Genomic DNA, 17754 nt, shown 5'->3' on the forward strand with positions numbered 1-17754 from the left:
ACGGCGATCGTAACAATGAACGATCGCCGCCCTCCGGAAGCGTCAATTTCGTCCGGAGGGCGGTGCCGTGATACCGGCGATCAGCTGATCGCGCCGTGGCAATGCTTGTACTTGTTGCCCGAACCGCAGGGGCACGGCGAATTGCGGTTGATGTCCATGCCCTCGTACGGATTGTCGCGTTCCGATCCGCCCGGGCCGACCTGTGCGAAGGTCGAACCCGCCAGCGCTCCGAACATGGCCTCGCGCCCGCGCGAACCGTCGCCGTCATTGCTGTTGTCGAGACCGGTCAGCGGATCGACATGGCCCGTCATGAGCCCTGCCGGATTGCCCTGCTGCATGGCCGGGTTCTGGCCCATGTTCGGATTGGTGAGGAATTCAGGCAATTCGGGCAGCGGCGCAGGCTCCGGCGCGGCCATGCGCAGGTTTGTCGTCATCAGGATGCGGGTGACGTCCTCGCGGATCTCCTCAAGCATACGCTCGAACAGGGCGAAGGCTTCCTGCTTGTATTCGTTGATCGGCTGCTTTTGCGCATAGGCGCGCAGCCCCACCACCTGCCGCAATGCGTCGAGCGTGGCGAGATGCTCCTTCCAGTGGTGGTCGAGCCGGTCGAGCAGGACCGATTTCTCGACCTGACGCCAGATCGACGGATCGACGCTGGCCAGTTTGGAATCCATCTTGGCATCGGCCTGCGCGGCAAGGCGCTGTTCGATGTCCTGCGGATCGATGCCGTCCTCTTCCAGCCAGCTGTCGATCGGCGCATCCTCGCCGATGACGTCGGCGAAGCGCTCTTTCAAGCCTTCGACGTTCCACTGCTCCGGATAGGATCCGGGAGGGCAGGCCTCGCCCACCATCGAATTGACCGTGTCGGTGCGCATTTCCAGCACGACATCGTCCACCGTCGCGCTGTCCATGATCTCGGCGCGCTGCTCGTAGATCACCTTGCGCTGGTCGTTCATCACGTTGTCGTATTCGACGACCTGTTTGCGGATGTCGTAATTGCGCGCCTCGACCTTCTTCTGCGCGGTCTCGATCGCCTTGGACAGCCACTTGCTACCGATGGCCTCGCCGTCCTGCAGGTTCGCGTTCATCATCTTGGAGAACAGCGTGTCGGGGCCGAAGATGCGCAGCAGATCGTCTTCGAGACACAGGTAGAAGCGCGACAGGCCGGGATCGCCCTGACGGCCCGAACGGCCGCGCAGCTGATTGTCGATGCGGCGCGATTCGTGCCGTTCGGTGCCCAGCACGAACAGGCCGCCCGCTTCCAGCACGCGCTGGCGCTCGGCGGCAATCTCGGCCCTGATCCGCTCGACGGCAGCGTCGCGTTCCGGCCCTTCGGGCATGTCGCGAACCTCATCCTCAAGCCGGAAATCGAGATTGCCACCCAGCTGGATGTCGGTGCCGCGGCCCGCCATATTGGTCGCGATGGTCACCGCACCGATACGGCCGGCCTGCGCGACGATATGCGCTTCCTGCTCATGCATGCGGGCATTGAGGACCGAGTGCTTCACGCCTTCCTTGGTCAGGAAGTTCGACAGCAGTTCAGATTTCTCGATCGAGACCGTGCCGACCAGAACCGGCTGGCCGATCTCGTTCTTCTCCTTGATCGCCTTGGCGATGGCGGCGAATTTTTCCAGCGTCGACTTGTAGAACTGGTCGTCCTCGTCGATCCGCTGGATCGGCACATTGGTCGGGATCTCGACCACGTTCAGCTTGTAGATGTCGAAGAATTCCGCCGCCTCGGTCGCGGCGGTGCCGGTCATGCCCGCCAGCTTGGGATACATGCGGAAATAGTTCTGGAAGGTGATCGAGGCCATGGTCTGGTTCTCGGGCTCGATCTTCACGCCCTCCTTGGCTTCGACCGCTTGGTGCAGGCCGTTTGACCAGCGGCGGCCGTCCATCATGCGGCCCGTGAACTCGTCGATGATGACGACCTTGTCGTCCTTCACGATATAGTCGGTATCGCGCTTGAACATCATGTTCGCGCGCAGCGCCTGGTCGAGGTGGTGAACGACCTGCGTATTCTCGAAATCGTAGAGATTGTCGGTTTCCAGCAGGCCCGCCTCGATCAGCTTCTGCTCGACCTTCTCGATCCCGTCCTCGGTCCAGCCGATGTTCTTGGTCTTCTCGTCCTTCTCGTAATCGTCGTCGTCCATCGTCTTCACGATGGCGTCGATGGCGACATACAGCTCGGACTTGTCCTCGGTCGGGCCAGAGATGATCAGCGGGGTCCGCGCCTCGTCGATCAGGATCGAGTCCACCTCGTCGACGATGGCGTAGTTGAACGGGCGGTGCACCTGCTGCTCGCGCGAATGCTTCATGTTGTCGCGCAGATAGTCGAAGCCCAGCTCGTTATTGGTCGAGTAGGTGATGTCGCAATTATACGCCTCGCGCCGCTGGGTTTCGTGCAGGTTCGGCACGATCACGCCCACGGTCAGGCCCAGGAAATTGTAGAGCCTGCCCATCGTCTCGGCGTCGCGGCGGGCGAGATAGTCGTTCACGGTGACGACATGCACGCCCTTGCCTTCCAGCGCATTGAGATAGACGGCCAGCGTCGCGACCAGCGTCTTGCCCTCGCCCGTGCGCATTTCGGCGATCTCACCGCGGTGGAGCACGATGCCGCCGACCATCTGCACATCGAAATGACGCATGCCGAACACGCGCTTCGAAGCCTCGCGCACCACGGCGAAGGCCTGCGGCAGGATGTCGTCGAGCGTCTCGCCCTCCTCCAGCCGCTGGCGGAACGTGGCCGTCGCGCCCTGCAACTGCTCGTCCGACAAAGCCTCATACTCGGGCTCCAGCGCGTTGATGCGGGCGACGATCTTCTCGATCGACTTGACGTAACGGTCGTTGGACGACCCGAAAATGGACTTGGCAAGGCCGCCGAGCATGGGCGTTCCCTTCTGTAAATGCGGTTCTGGGATAAGGCTGCCCGGCTGACGGGCATGGCGATCCGGCGCATGGCGCGCCGGCAGATACGAATAAGGCCGCGCGGCATCGTGCCGGCGGCCAGAAAGCGTCCGCTATTCCAGCGGGCGGTCCACCAGCATGACGGTGGGCATCAGGACCATGCGGATGGTCCGCGTCTGCGGGGCACCCAGTTCGCGTGCGCGCCTTTGACGCAGCTTGGTCGCGACCGACTTGTCCTGGTGGTCCGAACGGGCGGCCGGGGCATTGTGCTGTCCGGCCGATTCGCTGCATTCGGCGCTGACCGTCATGCGCGCGTGGGCGGGCGCGACCAGATAGGTCATGCCGAGCACCAGGGCAAAGAGGGCGAGGAGCCGTTTCATGCGAGCGGCAAGATAGGCGTTGTTGCGCGCCGCGTCCAGCGTCGGGCGCGCTTATGCGTATAAATCGGCGTCTGGATCAGGCGAAAAGATCGTGGTCCATGTCCTTCTGGTGCGAATTGGGCACCGGAAGCTGGCAATCCTCGCAGTCGCGGTCGATCTCGGGCTCGTCCGCCAGTTCGGTGCGGCCAAAACCCATCATCTGCGCGGTCAGCGTGATCGGCATCATCCACCACTCAAGCCAAAAGGCCTGCAGCGACAGACTCAGGTCCCTGTTCGCGGGTTCCCCGCTTATGAGATCGTTGTTCATGGCGTTCACCGGACACTCCCATTCGTGGGCGTCAATTCATGACGACCTGTTGTGCGGGCGGCCTGTATGCCCTGCCCGTTCAATAAACGAACGGACCGCAGGATAGCCTGTTCCGGTTTTCGAGGGAAATGGTTTACGCGCCCGCTAGATGCACTCCAGCCTACCAGCCGCCCGACCCATCATTCCCATTCAATCGTGCCCGGCGGCTTCGACGTATAGTCATAGACGACGCGGTTGATGCCCTTCACCTCGTTCACGATGCGCGTGGCGCATTGCGACAGGAAATGGCTGTCGAAGGGATAGACATCCGCGGTCATGCCGTCGGTGCTGGTCACGGCGCGCAGGGCGCACACGAAATCATAGGTCCGCCCGTCACCCATTACGCCCACGGTCTTGACCGGCAGCAGCACCGCAAAGGCCTGCCAGATCGCATCATAGAGGCCGGCGTTGCGGATCTCTTCCAGATAGATCGCGTCGGCCTTGCGCAGGATGTCGGCCTTTTCACGGTTGACTTCGCCGGGGATGCGGATGGCAAGGCCCGGTCCGGGAAACGGGTGGCGGCCGACGAAGATATCGGGCAGGCCCAGCTCGCGGCCCAGTTCGCGAACCTCGTCCTTGAACAATTCGCGCAGCGGTTCGACCAGATCCATGTCCATGCGTTCGGGCAGGCCGCCGACATTGTGATGGCTCTTGATCGTAACGCTCGGGCCGCCGGTAAAGGAGACACTTTCGATCACGTCGGGATAGAGCGTCCCTTGCGCGAGGAAATCGGCGCCGCCGATCTTCTTCGCCTCGTCCTCGAACACGTCGATGAAGGTCTTGCCGATGAACTTACGCTTGGCTTCGGGGTCCGAGACGCCTTCCAGCCCTTTCAGGAACAGGGTCGAGGCGTCCACGTGGACCAGCGGTATGTTGTAATGACCCTTGAACAGGCCGACGACCTGCTCCGCCTCGCCCATGCGCATCAGTCCGTGGTCGACGAACACGCAGGTCAACTGGTCGCCGATCGCCTCGTGGATCAGCACGGCGGCAACGGCGGAATCGACGCCGCCCGACAGGCCGCAGATCACCCTGGCATCGCCGACCTGCTCGCGAATCTCGGCGATCTTGACGTCGCGGAACTGCGCCATCGTCCAGTCGCCCGCGCAGCCGCAGACGTGGCGCACGAAATTAGCGATCAGCTTTCCGCCGTCGGGCGTGTGGACAACCTCGGGGTGGAACTGCGTGCCATAGAAGCGGCGCTTTTCGTCGGCGATCACCGCGAAGGGCGCGCCGTCGCTGGTGGCGACGATCTCGAACCCCGGCGCGAATTTCGTGACCTTGTCGCCGTGGCTCATCCAGACCTGATGGCGCTCTTCGTTCTGCCACAGCCCGTCGAACAGGGCGCATTTCTCGGTCACGGTCAGGAACGCACGGCCGAACTCGCCGCCCTCACCCGTCTCGTGCCCGGGACGGACTTCTCCGCCCAGCTGATGCGTCATGACCTGCTGGCCATAGCAGATGCCCAGAATCGGCACGCCCGCCTCGAACAGCATCTGCGGCGCGCGCGGGCTGTTTTCGTCGGGGACGCTGGCGGGGCTGCCCGACAGGATCACGCCCTTGGGACGCATGCGTTTGAACGCCTCTTCCGCCATGGTGAAGGGCGCGATTTCGGAATAGACCCCCGCCTCGCGCACCCGGCGTGCGATAAGCTGGGTCACCTGACTGCCGAAATCGACGATCAGGATCGTGTCGCCCACGGAATCGGAGCCGATGCGCGCCGCCGCGCCAGAGGTTGCTGAGGGTTCTTGAGCCATGGCCGCGCGATAGGAACGCTTCCTGATTCTGTCCAGATGCGCCGCACGAAAGAGGCGGCAGGCCAGAACGGGGCGTTATCGGCACCTTGCAAGGTTAAAGCCAAATTCATCGTTGCATAAAACGCAAGATTGATCGTCCTTTTCGCATTTGCACAACGATATGGTGCAATGCACAAAGGGCTCGAACGAATGATAACTGGCTGACCTAAACCAGACTGGATGTTTGAACCTGGCGGCAACTCATTAGGAGGAAAATATGCGTAAGTTTATCGTTCCTGCTCTGGCCGCTCTTGCCACTTTCGGCATTGCACCGGCCGCGCACGCTGAAGACATTGAAGTTCGCGTCGACTTCTCGGATCTCGACCTGTCGCGGGACACCGACGTGAATGCGCTCAAGTCGCGCGTTCTCGCCGAAGTGACCGAGACCTGCAATGAAGAGGTTCCCACTTTCGCAAGCCGCCTGCTCGTTCGCTCGTGCATTCGCGACGCGATGGAACAGGCCGATGCGCAAATTGAAGCGCAGCGTTCGCTGGCCATGGGTGCGAGCGACGAACTCGGCTGATCGCGCCTGATCCGGCTGAACCGCCGGACAGAATTCCGAAGAGGGCCGCTCCGCATTGCCGGGGCGGCCCTTCTTCTTTGGTTCTTCATGGTTTCTGGGCCGGCAGTGCGGGGCCCCGCTGAATCATGAACTCATGTTCCCCAGATCCCCCAGCAAGAATGCCAGCACCAGGCCGAGCGCCGTTGCGATCCCGGCAAGATGCTGGTCCTTGCGAAAGGCGGTCGGAAACACCTCGGTCGCAAGGCTGGCGACGACCGCGCCTGCTGCAATGCAGCGAATGAAGGCCAGCCAGTGCGGTGACACGCCCGCCAGCAGCATATTGCCCAGAATGGCGGCGACCGACAGCACGGCGGCGGTCGCGCCCCAGATGGCGATGATGCGTTTTTTTGAACGATCTCCATTCTCGGCCATCTGCTTCGCGCCGCCCGCCGCTTCGGGAAGATTCGAAAGAAAGATCGATCCGGCCAGCGCGGCAACGCCCATCGGCCCCGCACCGATCAAGGCCACGCCCAGCGCAAGGTTTTCGGGAATGCCGTCGAGGCTGATCGCCGCAAGCAGCCCGCCGCCCGAGTTCGGGCCCCACTTCTCATCGATCAGGTAATCGATCACCGCGAACATGATCGCGCCCACAGCCACGCCCCCGCTTGCCAGATAGACGCTCGATTGCTCGATCGACGGTTCGATCAGCTCGCTGACCAACGACAGCACCAGCGCCCCGCCAGCCAGCGCGATCAGAAACCCTTCCAGCCGGACCGACATGTGCCCATAGGCGCCCCACGCCGCCCCCAGCATCAGCGCGCCCGACACGACAAGCACGGTAATCAGGGTCATCAGCATGGTCATTTCCTTCCGCCCGCGACACCGGTTGGCCGCAATTGTGGAAAATCGCCTCGCGCGGTGCGGTTCCGCTTGGGGGTTGGGGGCAAAATTCCTATATCGTGGTCATGGAAGAAAACGGTGCAACGCCCGCCAGCAAGGGCGCAGAGAACAAGCCAAACGGTCCCAACGGCAACGCATACGGCGCCGAATCCATCAAGGTGCTGAAGGGGCTGGACGCGGTCCGCAAGCGTCCGGGCATGTATATCGGCGACACCGATGACGGATCGGGTCTGCACCACATGGTGTTCGAGGTGTCGGACAACGCCATCGACGAGGCGCTGGCGGGCCACTGCGACCGCGTGATCATCGAACTGCATCCCGACAATTCGGTGTCGGTCGACGACAATGGCCGCGGCATCCCCACCGACATTCACCGCGAAGAGGGCGTTTCGGCGGCAGAAGTCATCATGACCCAACTCCACGCCGGCGGTAAGTTCGAAAATACCAGCGACGACAATGCCTACAAGGTGTCGGGCGGCCTGCACGGCGTGGGCGTGTCGGTGGTGAACGCATTGTCCGAATGGCTGGAACTGACGATCTGGCGCGACGGCAAGGAACACTGGATGCGGTTCGAGCATGGCAATGCCGTCTCGCCGCTGAAAGTCACCGGCGATGCGCCGCTGAACGACAAGGGTGAGCCGCGCAAGGGCACGCGCGTGCGCTTTCTCGCCAGCGACCAGACGTTCAAGAACGTCAACGAATATGATTTCGACAAGCTTGAGCACCGCTATCGCGAGCTGGCGTTCCTGAATTCGGGCGTGCGCATCATCCTGCGCGACCTGCGTCATGAGGAGCCGCTGGAACACGATCTGTTCTATGAAGGCGGGATCGGCGCATTCGTCACCTATCTCGACCGCAACAAGCAGCCGATGATCCCCGAGCCCATCGCCATCATGGCCGACAAAGACGGCATCGGGATCGAGGTCGCTCTCGAATGGAACGATTCCTATTACGAGAACGTGCTGTGCTTCACCAATAACATCCCGCAGCGCGACGGCGGCACCCACCTAGCCGCCTTCCGTGCCGCGCTGACGCGCACGCTGAACGGCTATGCCGACCGGTCGGGCCTGATGAAGAAGGAAAAGGTCAGCCTGTCGGGCGAGGACATGCGCGAGGGGCTGACCGCCATCGTTTCGGTCAAGCTGCCCGACCCCAAGTTCGGTTCGCAGACCAAGGACAAGCTGGTGTCGTCGGAAGTGCGCCAGCCGCTCGAAAGCCTGATGAGCGACAAGATGAGCGAATGGCTGGAGGAGAACCCCGCCCACGCCAAGACGATCATCCAGAAGGTCGTCGACGCCGCCGCCGCGCGCGAGGCGGCCCGCCGTGCGCGCGAGATGAGCCGCAAGGGCGCGATGAGCGTCGCCAGCCTGCCGGGCAAGCTGTCCGATTGCCGCGAAAAGGACGCCACCAAGTGCGAACTTTTCCTGGTCGAGGGCGATTCCGCAGGCGGTTCGGCCAAGAACGGGCGCGACAGCCAGTACCAGGCCATCCTGCCCCTGCGCGGCAAGATCCTGAACGTGGAGCGCGCGCGGTTCGACCGCATCATCTCGTCAAAGGAAGTCGGCACGCTGATCCAGGCGATGGGCACGGGCCTGCGCGACGAATTCGATCTTGAGAAGCTGCGCTATCACAAGATCGTGATCATGACCGACGCCGACGTCGACGGCGCGCATATCCGCACGCTGCTGCTTACCTTCTTCCATCGCCAGATGCCGGAGATCGTGAAGGCGGGGCATCTCTATATCGCCCAGCCGCCGCTGTACAAGGTCGCGAAGGGCCGGTCCGAAGTCTATCTCAAGGACAATGACGCGCTCGAACGCTATCTGGTCAACGCGGGTCTGGGCGAGCGTGTGCTGGAGACATCGGGCGGCGCGCGGGCGGGTGAGGATCTGGCCGCGCTGGTCGAGAAGGCGCGCCGTTTCCGCAACTCGCTGGCCTTCGCCCCCAACCGCTATGACCAGGGCGTGATCGAGGCGCTGGCGCTGGCGGGCGCGCTCGCCCCGGACCTGAGCACCACGGCACGCGCCGCGGCGCTTGAAAGGGCGTCGCAGTGGCTTGGCCGCGGCGATACCGAGGCGCGCTGGGCCGCTGAGGTCACGAGCGAAGGATACGGCATCTCGCGCATCTGGCGAGGCGTGACCGATTTCCACGTGATCGAGACCAAATTCCTCGAAAGCGCGGAAGCCCGCAAGATCAGCAAGATGGCCGAGGAACTTGCCGAGCCGTTCGAACAGGGCGCCAGCCTTGTCCGCGTAGGTCAGACCGCGCCGACGGCGGAGGACGAGGAAGACGTTGGCCCCGCGGCTGCAGCCGTCACGATCAATCGCCCTACCCAACTGCTCGACCAGATCATGGCGGCGGGACGCAAGGGCCTGTCGGTCCAGCGCTACAAGGGTCTGGGCGAGATGAATGCCGAGCAGCTTTGGGAGACCACGCTCGACCCCAATAACCGCGCCTTGCTGCAGGTGAAGGTCGAGGATGCCGATGTCACGGACGAGATCTTTACCCGTCTGATGGGCGACATCGTCGAACCGCGCCGCGAGTTCATTCAGGAAAATGCACTGAACGTTGCCAATCTCGACATCTGATCATCGAGCCGGCTGGCCGGGCCGCTGGGCTATGCCTCTACCAGCGGCCGGACCGTATCCATCAAGGTCATGCCGTCGACCGGCTTGTCGAGGCAATGCGCGTTCGGAAATTCGTCGCGGATTTCCGGATGGGTGCAATTGGCGCTGATAAAGACGATCGGCACGGATCTTTCACGCAGCACGCGGGCCAGCGGCCACACCATTTCGTCCCGCAGATTGATGTCGAGCAGGGCGACCGACGGCGCATTGCTTTCGGCAAGCACCAGTCCCTGGTTCAGGGTAAGCGCCGGACCGATCACTTCGAACCCGGCCGCTTCGCACTGGTCGGCCACGTCGAACGCGACAAGGGCTTCGTCATCGACGACCAGAACCCGGATCGCGGAAACATCGGCGTCGCTCATTATCAAAAATTGCCCCTCGCACCTGTGGCGGCATCGGTACATGGTCTTGGATTATGCCACTAACCCGCCAACCGCCGAGTGACGGCGAAGTTCCGAGACGAGTGGTCCTTTCGACAGGAAATCGCACGGCATCAGCCGTTTCGAACGGCTGCTTCCGCCAGTAGGATGGAACCCAGCGGACCAGCATCCTCGCCCAGATCGGGCGGCACGATCAGCGTTTCCATCGCCGCGGAATCGATATCGGGAAGATAGCCGGACAGCAGGTCCGGCACCATGGCGGCGGCGCGGCGCACCATCTGCCGCTGCCCCAGCCCCACGCCTCCGCCGACGACGATCCGCCGGGGGGACACGGCCAGCATCAGATTGGCCAGCAATTGTGCAAGGTCCGACGCTACGATGTCCCAGCGCGTGTCATCGGGCGGCACCGATGCGCCGTCCATTCCGAACCGCGCCTTCAGCGCCGGTCCGCTTACCAGCCCTTCCATGCAATCGCCATGGAACGGGCAGACACCGGCAAAGCCATCGCCCGCCGCGCGCCGGAATGTCATATGCCCCAGTTCGGGGTGAAGCATGCCGCGAACGGCCTTGCCCGCGGCCACCAGCCCGCCGCCGATTCCCGTACCGATGGTCAGATAGACAAGCGTATCGCATCCCCTCCCCGCCCCCATGGCTGCTTCGGCCAGTGCAGCCGCGTTGACATCGGTATCGAGCGCAAGCGGCACTTCGAACCGCTTGAACGGAGCCAGCAGATCGGTACCTGCCCAGCCCGCCTTGGGGGTCGACAGGATGCTTCCGTAATCGGGCGCGGCAGGGTCGATCCGCACAGGCCCGAAACTGCCGATGCCGATCGCGGCGAAGGGCTGCGCGTCATGCCAGCCGCGCAGCACATCGACCGCCCTGCCCAATGTCTCGCCGGGGTCGGTGGTCGGAATGGTCACGCGATCGGTAATGGTCCTGCCATTCGCCCGGATAGCAACAAGCTTCGTCCCGCCCAGTTCGATCCCGGCATAATATGTCACGCCATTCCTTCCCGTGGCAATTTCGCGGTTGCAATAGGTAACGCCGGGGTCCGATAAGCACCCGCATGATCAGAGCAGCCCTGCACCACCGCACCGCCTATGTCTATGACAGGCCCGTCCGTCTCGGCCCGCAGGTGATCCGCCTTCGGCCAGCCCCCCATACCCGGACCGAGGTGCCCAATTACGCGCTGAAGATCGAACCTGCGGGCCATTTCATCAACTGGCAGCAGGACCCACACGGCAACTGGCTGGCCCGCATCGTCTTTCCCGAACGTGTCACCAGCTTTTCCATCGACGTCGACCTCATCGCCGATCTTGCCATCATCAACCCGTTCGACTTCTTCGTGGAGGAAGAGGCCGAGGAAGTCCCCTTCACCTATACGGACGAAATGCGCGAGGAGCTGTCCGCCTATTTCGACGCGGTTCCGGGCGGCGAATTGTTCGAGGCGCTGGTGCAGGACTGGGCCGGTCGGCAGCAGGGCCGCACCATCGACTTCCTTGTCGCCATCAACCAGGCGCTGGAACAGCGGATCAGCTATGTGGTCCGGATGGAGCCGGGCACCCAGACGCCCGAGGAGACGCTGTCGCTGGGCACGGGAAGCTGCCGCGATACCGGCTGGCTGCTGGTCAACCTGCTGCGCCGGCTGGGTTATGCGGCGCGTTTCGTGTCGGGCTATCTGATCCAGATGAAGGCTGACGTGGAGCCGGTCGAGGGCCCCAAGGGTCCCGAGGCCGATTTCACTGACCTGCATGCATGGTGCGAAATCTTCGTTCCCGGCGCGGGCTGGATCGGGCTGGACCCCACCAGCGGGCTGTTCGCGGGCGAAGGCCATATTCCGCTGGCCGCGACCCCGCATTACCGCTCTGCCGCGCCGATCACGGGCGTCGCCGAACCGGCGGAGGTCGATTTCACCTTCGAAATGCGCGTCGATCGCGTGCATGAGGCGGTGCGCATCACCAAGCCGTTTACCGACAATCGCTGGCAGGCGCTGCTGGATCTGGGCGCGAAGGTGGACGAGGCGCTAGAGGAAGGCGACGTGCGCCTGACGATGGGCGGCGAACCGACTTTCGTCGCCGCAGACGACCCGGAAGCGCCCGAATGGAACGGCGAAGCGGTCGGCCCGACCAAGGCCGGTTACGCAGACAGGCTGATCCGCAAGCTGCGTGACCGTTTCGCGCCGGGCGCCCTGCTGCATCACGGCCAAGGCAAGTGGTATCCGGGCGAAAGCCTGCCGCGCTGGGGCTTTTCGCTCTACTGGCGCAATGACGGGACGCCGATCTGGAACGATCCCTCGCTGATCGCGGGGGGCAGCGACGATCCCGACACCGATGCGGATCACGAACAGACGGTTGACGCCGACGATGCGCAGGCCCTGATCGGCGGGGCGGCTGCCGCGCTGGGCCTGACGGGCGATACGATCCAGCCGGTCTATGAAGACCCGCACAAATGGATCGAGCGCGAGGCGGAACTGCCGGTCAATGTCACCGCGCTTGACCCCAAGATAGACGATCCGGAGGAACGCCAGCGGATCGTGAAGACCTTCACGCGCGGACTGACCAAGCCGGTCGGTTTCGCCCTGCCAATCCAGCGGCAGGAGCCCCACAAGCAGAAAACCCAGAGCCAGCAGGCCGAACCCGCCAAGGGCCCCCGCTGGAAGACCGAGCAATGGACCACCCGGCGCGGCGCCCTGTTCGCGGTGCCGGGCGACAGCGCGCTGGGCTATCGCCTGCCGCTGGGGGCACTGCCGCATGTGCCCAAGTCCGATTTTCCCTATATCCATCCGCGCGTATCGACCGATCCGGCAGAACCGCTGGCCGATTTCCGCCGCCAGTCGGCCCCCACCGGCAGCGACCTGCGTGAAGCCACTCCGCCCGAAGAAGGCTTCGCGCCGACGGACCAGCGCATCGAGCGTGTCGCCGCCCCCGGCGGCCAAGCGCAGGAACGCGTCGAGCAGGAAATCAGCGCCGAGGCCGTGCGCACCGCCATGACGGTCGAGCCACGCGGGCATTATCTGTCGGTCTTCGTGCCCCCCGTCGAATCGATGGAGGACTTCCTTGAACTGGTCGCCGCGATCGAGGATATCGCCGCGAAGATGGGTAAGCCGGTGCGTATCGAGGGCTATTCCCCGCCGCCGGATCCGCGCGTCAACGTGCTGAAGGTTACGCCCGACCCCGGCGTGATCGAGGTCAACATCCACCCCGCCGCCAGCTTTGAGGAGATCCGCGCGATCACCGAGGGGCTGTACGAGGACGCCCGCGATGTCGGCCTCACCGCCGACAAGTTCATGGTCGACGGCCGCTCGGTCGGCACCGGAGGCGGCAACCATATCGTGCTGGGCGGCAAAAGCCTGCCCGACAGCCCGTTCGTGCGCCGCCCCGACCTGCTGAAGAGCTTCGTGCTCTACTGGCAGCGGCATCCCTCGCTGTCCTATCTGTTCTCGGGCCTGTTCATCGGCCCGACCAGCCAGGCCCCGCGTTTCGACGAGGCGCGGCACGACAGCCTGTACGAACTCGACATCGCGCTGGCGCAGGTGCCGGGGCCGGATACGCCGCCGCAGTTCCCGTGGATCAGCGACCTGCTGTTCCGCAATCTGCTGGTCGACGTGACGGGCAACACCCACCGCAGCGAGATCTGCATCGACAAGCTCTATTCGCCCGACGGTCCGACGGGCAGGCTTGGCCTTGTCGAATTCCGCGGGTTCGAGATGCCGCCAGACGCGAAGATGAGCGTGGCGCAATTGCTGCTCATCCGCGCGCTGACCGCGATGTTCTGGAAGAAACCGCTGTCGGGATCGCTGGTACGCTGGGGCACGACGCTGCACGACCGTTTCCTGCTGCCGCATTTCTGCTGGACCGATTTCCTCGACGTGCTTCAGGACCTGCGTGAGGCGGGCTTCGACTTCGATCCCAACTGGTTCGAGGCGCAGCGCCAGTTCCGTTTCCCCATCCACGGAGAGGTCGAGGCGGGCGGCGTGGCGCTGGAAATCGCGCATGCGCTGGAACCCTGGAACGTGCTGGGCGAAACCGGCGCGATCGGGGGGACGGTGCGCTATGTCGACAGCAGCACCGAACGGCTGCAGGTCAAGGCGCGAGGGCTGGTGCCCGGCCGACATGTCGTTGCCTGCAACGGGCGGCGCGTGCCGCTGCACCCCACCGGCAAGCCCGGCGAGGCGGTCGGCGGCATCCGTTACAAGGCGTGGGCGCCGCCATCCTGCCTTCATCCACTGCTCCCGGCGGATGCTCCGCTGACCTTCGATGTTTTCGATTCGTGGAACAATCGCTCGTTGGGGGGTTGTGTCTATCACGTGGCGCATCCCGGGGGACGATCCTACGACGATGTGCCGGTGAACGATTTCGAGGCGGAAGCTCGCCGCCGGGCACGGTTCCAGCCGCTTGGCCACACGCCCGGCGATGTCGAGATTCCGCCAGCAGAGGATGGTGGAGAATTTCCGATGACACTGGATCTTCGCAGGCCGCAGCGCGCGAGATGAACGAAGGCGCCCCCGCCTTTCAGGGCGAAACGCTGTTCGGGCCCGATCCCGGCAGCGCCCCGCTGGGCTGGTACCGCGCGCCCGAACGCGGCGACATCTTCGCCTCCGCGGGCGAGGACATGTCGCGTCTGTGGCGCGAAGTCGCGAGCAGCCTTGGCCAGCTGGGCGACGGCGATCTGGCCCGGATGCAGTCCTATCTCGACCGCAATGTCGAGGATCTGGGCCTGGCCTTTCGCCTGACCGGCGACGAGCGCGAGCGGCCATGGCCGCTGGGCCCCATGCCCGTGCTGATCGGTGCCGACGAGTGGGACAGGCTGGAGGCGGGGCTGATCCAGCGGGCCGAATTGCTGGAGCATGTCGTCGACGACATCTACGGCGAGCAAAAGCTGATCAATGACGGCCATCTGCCCGCCGCGCTGGCCAGCGGAAGCCCCAATTTCGCCCGCAGGATGGTCGGTCTGCGCCCCCCCGGCGGCTATCATCTGCGCATCTATGCCGTCGATCTGGCGCGCGGACCCACCGGTGAGTGGCGCGTGCTGTCGGACCGCACGCGTCTGCCCACCGGTATCGGCTATGCGCTGGAAAACCGGCTGGCCCTGATACGCAGCACGGGCGGGCTGCTTGCCAGCATCGGGGCGCGGCGGATCACCGAATTCTTCGAGGCGCTGCGGTTCGGCATTGCCGAGGATTGCGCCCGCGCCGATCCGCGCATCGGCCTGCTTACCCCCGGCCGGTTCAACCAGAGCTACCCGGAGCAGGCGCATCTGGCCCGCCACCTGGGCTTTTCGCTGGTGGAGGGCCGCGACCTGACCGTGCGCGACGGCAGGCTGTATGTTCGCACCGTCGCGGGTCTGAAGCGGATCGACGGGCTGTGGCGCTGGATCAATACCGGCGACATCGATCCGATGGCCTTCGACCAGCATTCGCAGATCGGCGTCGCCGGTCTGGTCGACGCGTGCCGTTCGGGACAATTGTCGGTGGCGAACTGGCCCGGCGCGGGCGTGGTGGAATCGCGCGCCATGTCGGCATTCCTGCCGCGTCTGGCCAAGGTTGTGACCGGCGGCCCGCTGATGCTGCCCAATGCGGCGACTTGGTGGTGCGGGCAAAAGGCAGAGCGCGACATTGCGCTGTCCCGCTTTGACGGGCTGGTCTTCGCATCGGCGTTCCGGGGCAGCGTTCCCGGCATACCCGAGGGCAGCACGCGCATCGGTGCCGACATGGATCCGCAGGCGCGCGAGGAGATCATGCAGGGTCTCGCCCGCCGCCCGATGGATTATGTCGCGCAGGAACTGGTCGAGACATCGACGACCCCCTCGATCGTGGACGGGCGGTTCGAGCCGCGACGCTTCACCCTGCGCTGTTTCCTTGCGCGCGGGCCGAACGGGCAATGGGTGGCGATGCCGGGCGGCTTCGCCCGCATCTCGAAACAGGGGCATCTGCGCACCGCGCTGATGGAGCGGGACGATTTCTCCGCCGATCTGTGCATCGTGGACGAGAGCCATGGCACCCGCACGGTCCGCCCCCCCGATCTCGACCCGCCACCAGTGCGGCGCGGCGGCGGGCAACTGCCCAGCCAGGCCGCCGACAATCTGTTCTGGCTGGGCCGCTATGGCGAGCGATTGCACCAGACCGCGCGCATCGTGCGCATATTGGTCGAAAATTCGGATGGGCCCGTCGGGCGGAGCGCCCTGCCCGAATCGCTCACCACGGCGGACCGGCTGGCGGCGCTGCTGCGGCAATGGTCCGCCGCCCCCGCCGCGCCTGCGGACGAGGATCACCCCAGCCCGCATGACATGGCGATTGCCGCGTTGACGGACAATTCGCTGTCGGGTTCGATCCCCTCGCTGATCGAAAAGGCCCGGCAGATCGCGCTGCTCTTGCGCGACCGGCTTTCGCGCGACAGCTGGCGCGCGGTGCATCGCAGCCTGCCCGCGGTGGACGCGATGGACAGCGATTCGCTGATCGACGCCTGCGACGCGGTGGTGGCGCAGACCGCCGCCATTACGCAGCTTGTTTCCGACAACATGGGCCGCACCGCCGCGTGGCGATTTTACGACATGGGCATCGCGACCGAGCGTGCGTCGATGATGCTGCAGGCGGTGCAGGCGATCGTGCCCGGCAGCGCCAGCGCCGAGGATCTGACTGCGCTGCTCGACCTGATCGACGGGACGGCGCTGTACCGCAGCCGCTATCTGACAATTCCCTTCATCGCCCCGGTGCTCGACATGGTGCTGCTCGATCCTGCCGAGCCGCGCGGTCTGGCGCATCAGGCCCGCCGGCTGGTCGATCATCTGTCCGCCCTGCCCGACCTGCGCGAGGACGGCTTGCCGGAAGAGCCGCTGCGGCTGGCGCAAATGCTGAACGCGAAGATCGCGGGGATGGAGGCCGACAAGCTCACCGGCCCCGTTCTGGATGGCCTGCGCGACGATCTGGGCGCGCTGGCGGCGACCATCGGCCGGCGCTATTTCCTGCAGCCCGATGCACCCGCCTCACGCGAAAGCGGAGGGCTGCTGGCATGAGCGATACGCGTGAGACGGTCACCTACCGGGTCGAGCACAAGACCGACCTGTCCTATGCCACCCCCGTGGCGCAGGCGCGGTTCAACATCAGGCTCAAGCCCTATGCCTGGCCGGGGCAGGAAATCTCCGAACAGCAGTTGGTCTTGACCCCCCAGCCCGCCAGCGCGGTGGACGAGGATGGGCCTTACCTGATCAACACCACGCGCATCCAGTTCGAGCAGCCGCTGACGGAATTGTCGGTGACCAGCCAGTTCACCATGGCGATCACCCCGCCCGCTCCGCCGACCACGGCGATGACGATCGCGGATGTGCGCGAAATGGCGGCGGCGTCGCGCGATCTTTCGATCCTGTCGCCCGCGCCCTATCTGTTCGCCTCGCGCATAGCGGGGCTGGACCCCGCCATCGCCGACTGGGCCGCGCCGCTGCTGCCGCCCGATCGCTCCATCGTCGAGGCGGCGAATGCGCTGACCCATGCTGTGCACGAAAAGATCGCCTATCAATCGGGTAGTTCGACCAGCCGGACCCCGCCGGGCGAAGCGTTCGCCGCCGGTCGCGGCGTGTGCCAAGACCAGAGCCACGTGATGATCGCAGCGCTGCGGGCGCATTCGATCCCGGCGGCCTATATCTCGGGCTATCTCAACACCCGCCCGCCGCCGGGACAGGAAAAGCTGGTCGGCGCCGACGCCATGCATGCCTGGGTCGCGGTATGGTGCGGCGAGGATGGCTGGGTGACGTTCGATCCGACCAACGATCGCCTGACCGACAGCGACCACGTCACCGTCGGCATGGGCCGCGATTTCGGCGATGTCTCGCCCATCGACGGCGTGTTCGTCGGATCGACCGTCCAGAACCTCAGCTATGCGGTGGATGTGCGCAGGGTGGACTGATCCACCCTGCTGCTCCGC

12 protein-coding genes are annotated in these 17754 nt (G+C 64.7%); 5 read left to right on the forward strand and 7 right to left on the reverse strand.

Annotated features, from left to right (window positions below; translation table 11 throughout):
* Positions 1–80 precede the first annotated feature (80 nt).
* The 4 genes from secA to guaA all read right to left on the reverse strand — a co-directional run bounded on the left by secA (position 81) and on the right by guaA (position 5390).
* Entirely contained in the window at positions 81–2888 is a 2808-nt protein-coding gene (gene secA, locus AC4FIJ_RS09865) for a preprotein translocase subunit SecA (RefSeq protein ID WP_490336553.1), read from the reverse strand.
* A gap of 132 nt (positions 2889–3020) precedes the next feature.
* Positions 3021–3287: a hypothetical protein gene (locus AC4FIJ_RS09870; RefSeq protein ID WP_490336554.1), complete on the reverse strand. Its 267-nt coding sequence runs from the start codon at positions 3285–3287 to the stop codon at positions 3021–3023.
* 76 nt (positions 3288–3363) lie between these two features.
* Positions 3364–3594 carry a hypothetical protein gene (locus tag AC4FIJ_RS09875; protein ID WP_490336555.1) on the reverse strand — a complete coding sequence of 77 codons (231 nt, stop codon included), beginning with the start codon at positions 3592–3594 and terminating at the stop codon, positions 3364–3366.
* Positions 3595–3773: 179 nt separating this feature from the next.
* On the reverse strand, positions 3774–5390 hold the full coding sequence (gene guaA / locus AC4FIJ_RS09880; protein ID WP_490336556.1) for a glutamine-hydrolyzing GMP synthase: 1617 nt from the start codon (positions 5388–5390) through the stop codon (positions 3774–3776).
* Between the two features lie 256 nt (positions 5391–5646).
* Here guaA and AC4FIJ_RS09885 point away from each other — a divergent pair, with 256 nt between their 5' ends.
* Positions 5647–5952: a UrcA family protein gene (locus AC4FIJ_RS09885; RefSeq protein ID WP_490336557.1), complete on the forward strand. Its 306-nt coding sequence runs from the start codon at positions 5647–5649 to the stop codon at positions 5950–5952.
* Between the two features lie 123 nt (positions 5953–6075).
* On the opposite strand, the gene AC4FIJ_RS09890 is transcribed toward AC4FIJ_RS09885, so the two are convergent.
* Entirely contained in the window at positions 6076–6789 is a 714-nt protein-coding gene (locus AC4FIJ_RS09890; protein WP_490336558.1) for a ZIP family metal transporter, read from the reverse strand.
* A gap of 107 nt (positions 6790–6896) precedes the next feature.
* Between AC4FIJ_RS09890 and gyrB the strand changes: the two genes are divergently transcribed.
* Positions 6897–9419, forward strand: coding sequence for a DNA topoisomerase (ATP-hydrolyzing) subunit B (gyrB, locus tag AC4FIJ_RS09895; protein ID WP_490336602.1), 2523 nt, complete (start codon positions 6897–6899; stop codon positions 9417–9419).
* Positions 9420–9448: 29 nt separating this feature from the next.
* Here the strand turns inward: gyrB and AC4FIJ_RS09900 are convergent, their stop codons facing one another.
* Positions 9449–9820 carry a response regulator gene (locus AC4FIJ_RS09900; protein ID WP_490336559.1) on the reverse strand — a complete coding sequence of 124 codons (372 nt, stop codon included), beginning with the start codon at positions 9818–9820 and terminating at the stop codon, positions 9449–9451.
* A 131-nt stretch (positions 9821–9951) separates the two neighbouring features.
* The gene (locus AC4FIJ_RS09905) at positions 9952–10839 is read right to left on the reverse strand and encodes an ROK family protein (protein ID WP_490336560.1); all 888 of its coding nucleotides are present in this window, start codon (positions 10837–10839) and stop codon (positions 9952–9954) included.
* A 65-nt stretch (positions 10840–10904) separates the two neighbouring features.
* Between AC4FIJ_RS09905 and AC4FIJ_RS09910 the strand changes: the two genes are divergently transcribed.
* From AC4FIJ_RS09910 to AC4FIJ_RS09920, 3 genes are read left to right on the forward strand one after another with little or no spacing between them, the layout of a single operon-like run.
* Positions 10905–14330: a transglutaminase family protein gene (locus AC4FIJ_RS09910; protein ID WP_490336561.1), complete on the forward strand. Its 3426-nt coding sequence runs from the start codon at positions 10905–10907 to the stop codon at positions 14328–14330.
* Entirely contained in the window at positions 14327–16849 is a 2523-nt protein-coding gene (locus tag AC4FIJ_RS09915) for a circularly permuted type 2 ATP-grasp protein (RefSeq protein WP_490336562.1), read from the forward strand. The genes AC4FIJ_RS09910 and AC4FIJ_RS09915 overlap by 4 nt, the downstream gene beginning before the upstream one ends.
* Positions 16846–17736 carry a transglutaminase family protein gene (locus tag AC4FIJ_RS09920; protein ID WP_490336563.1) on the forward strand — a complete coding sequence of 297 codons (891 nt, stop codon included), beginning with the start codon at positions 16846–16848 and terminating at the stop codon, positions 17734–17736. Before AC4FIJ_RS09915 ends, AC4FIJ_RS09920 begins: the two co-directional genes overlap by 4 nt.
* Positions 17737–17754: the final 18 nt, after the last annotated feature.

The organism is Croceicoccus sp., from assembly GCF_983967925.1.

What these genes read in the sequence shown, in the direction of transcription:
- AC4FIJ_RS09890 (WP_490336558.1), bottom strand. Translation starts at nt 6,789, where the DNA reads ATGCTGATGACCCTGATTACCGTGCTTGTCGTGTCGGGCGCGCTGATG.
- AC4FIJ_RS09885 (WP_490336557.1), top strand. Translation starts at nt 5,647, where the DNA reads ATGCGTAAGTTTATCGTTCCTGCTCTGGCCGCTCTTGCCACTTTCGGC.
- gyrB (WP_490336602.1), top strand. Translation starts at nt 6,897, where the DNA reads ATGGAAGAAAACGGTGCAACGCCCGCCAGCAAGGGCGCAGAGAACAAG.
- AC4FIJ_RS09915 (WP_490336562.1), top strand. Translation starts at nt 14,327, where the DNA reads ATGAACGAAGGCGCCCCCGCCTTTCAGGGCGAAACGCTGTTCGGGCCC.
- AC4FIJ_RS09870 (WP_490336554.1), bottom strand. Translation starts at nt 3,287, where the DNA reads ATGAAACGGCTCCTCGCCCTCTTTGCCCTGGTGCTCGGCATGACCTAT.
- AC4FIJ_RS09920 (WP_490336563.1), top strand. Translation starts at nt 16,846, where the DNA reads ATGAGCGATACGCGTGAGACGGTCACCTACCGGGTCGAGCACAAGACC.
- guaA (WP_490336556.1), bottom strand. Translation starts at nt 5,390, where the DNA reads ATGGCTCAAGAACCCTCAGCAACCTCTGGCGCGGCGGCGCGCATCGGC.
- secA (WP_490336553.1), bottom strand. Translation starts at nt 2,888, where the DNA reads ATGCTCGGCGGCCTTGCCAAGTCCATTTTCGGGTCGTCCAACGACCGT.
- AC4FIJ_RS09910 (WP_490336561.1), top strand. Translation starts at nt 10,905, where the DNA reads ATGATCAGAGCAGCCCTGCACCACCGCACCGCCTATGTCTATGACAGG.
- AC4FIJ_RS09875 (WP_490336555.1), bottom strand. Translation starts at nt 3,594, where the DNA reads ATGAACAACGATCTCATAAGCGGGGAACCCGCGAACAGGGACCTGAGT.
- AC4FIJ_RS09900 (WP_490336559.1), bottom strand. Translation starts at nt 9,820, where the DNA reads ATGAGCGACGCCGATGTTTCCGCGATCCGGGTTCTGGTCGTCGATGAC.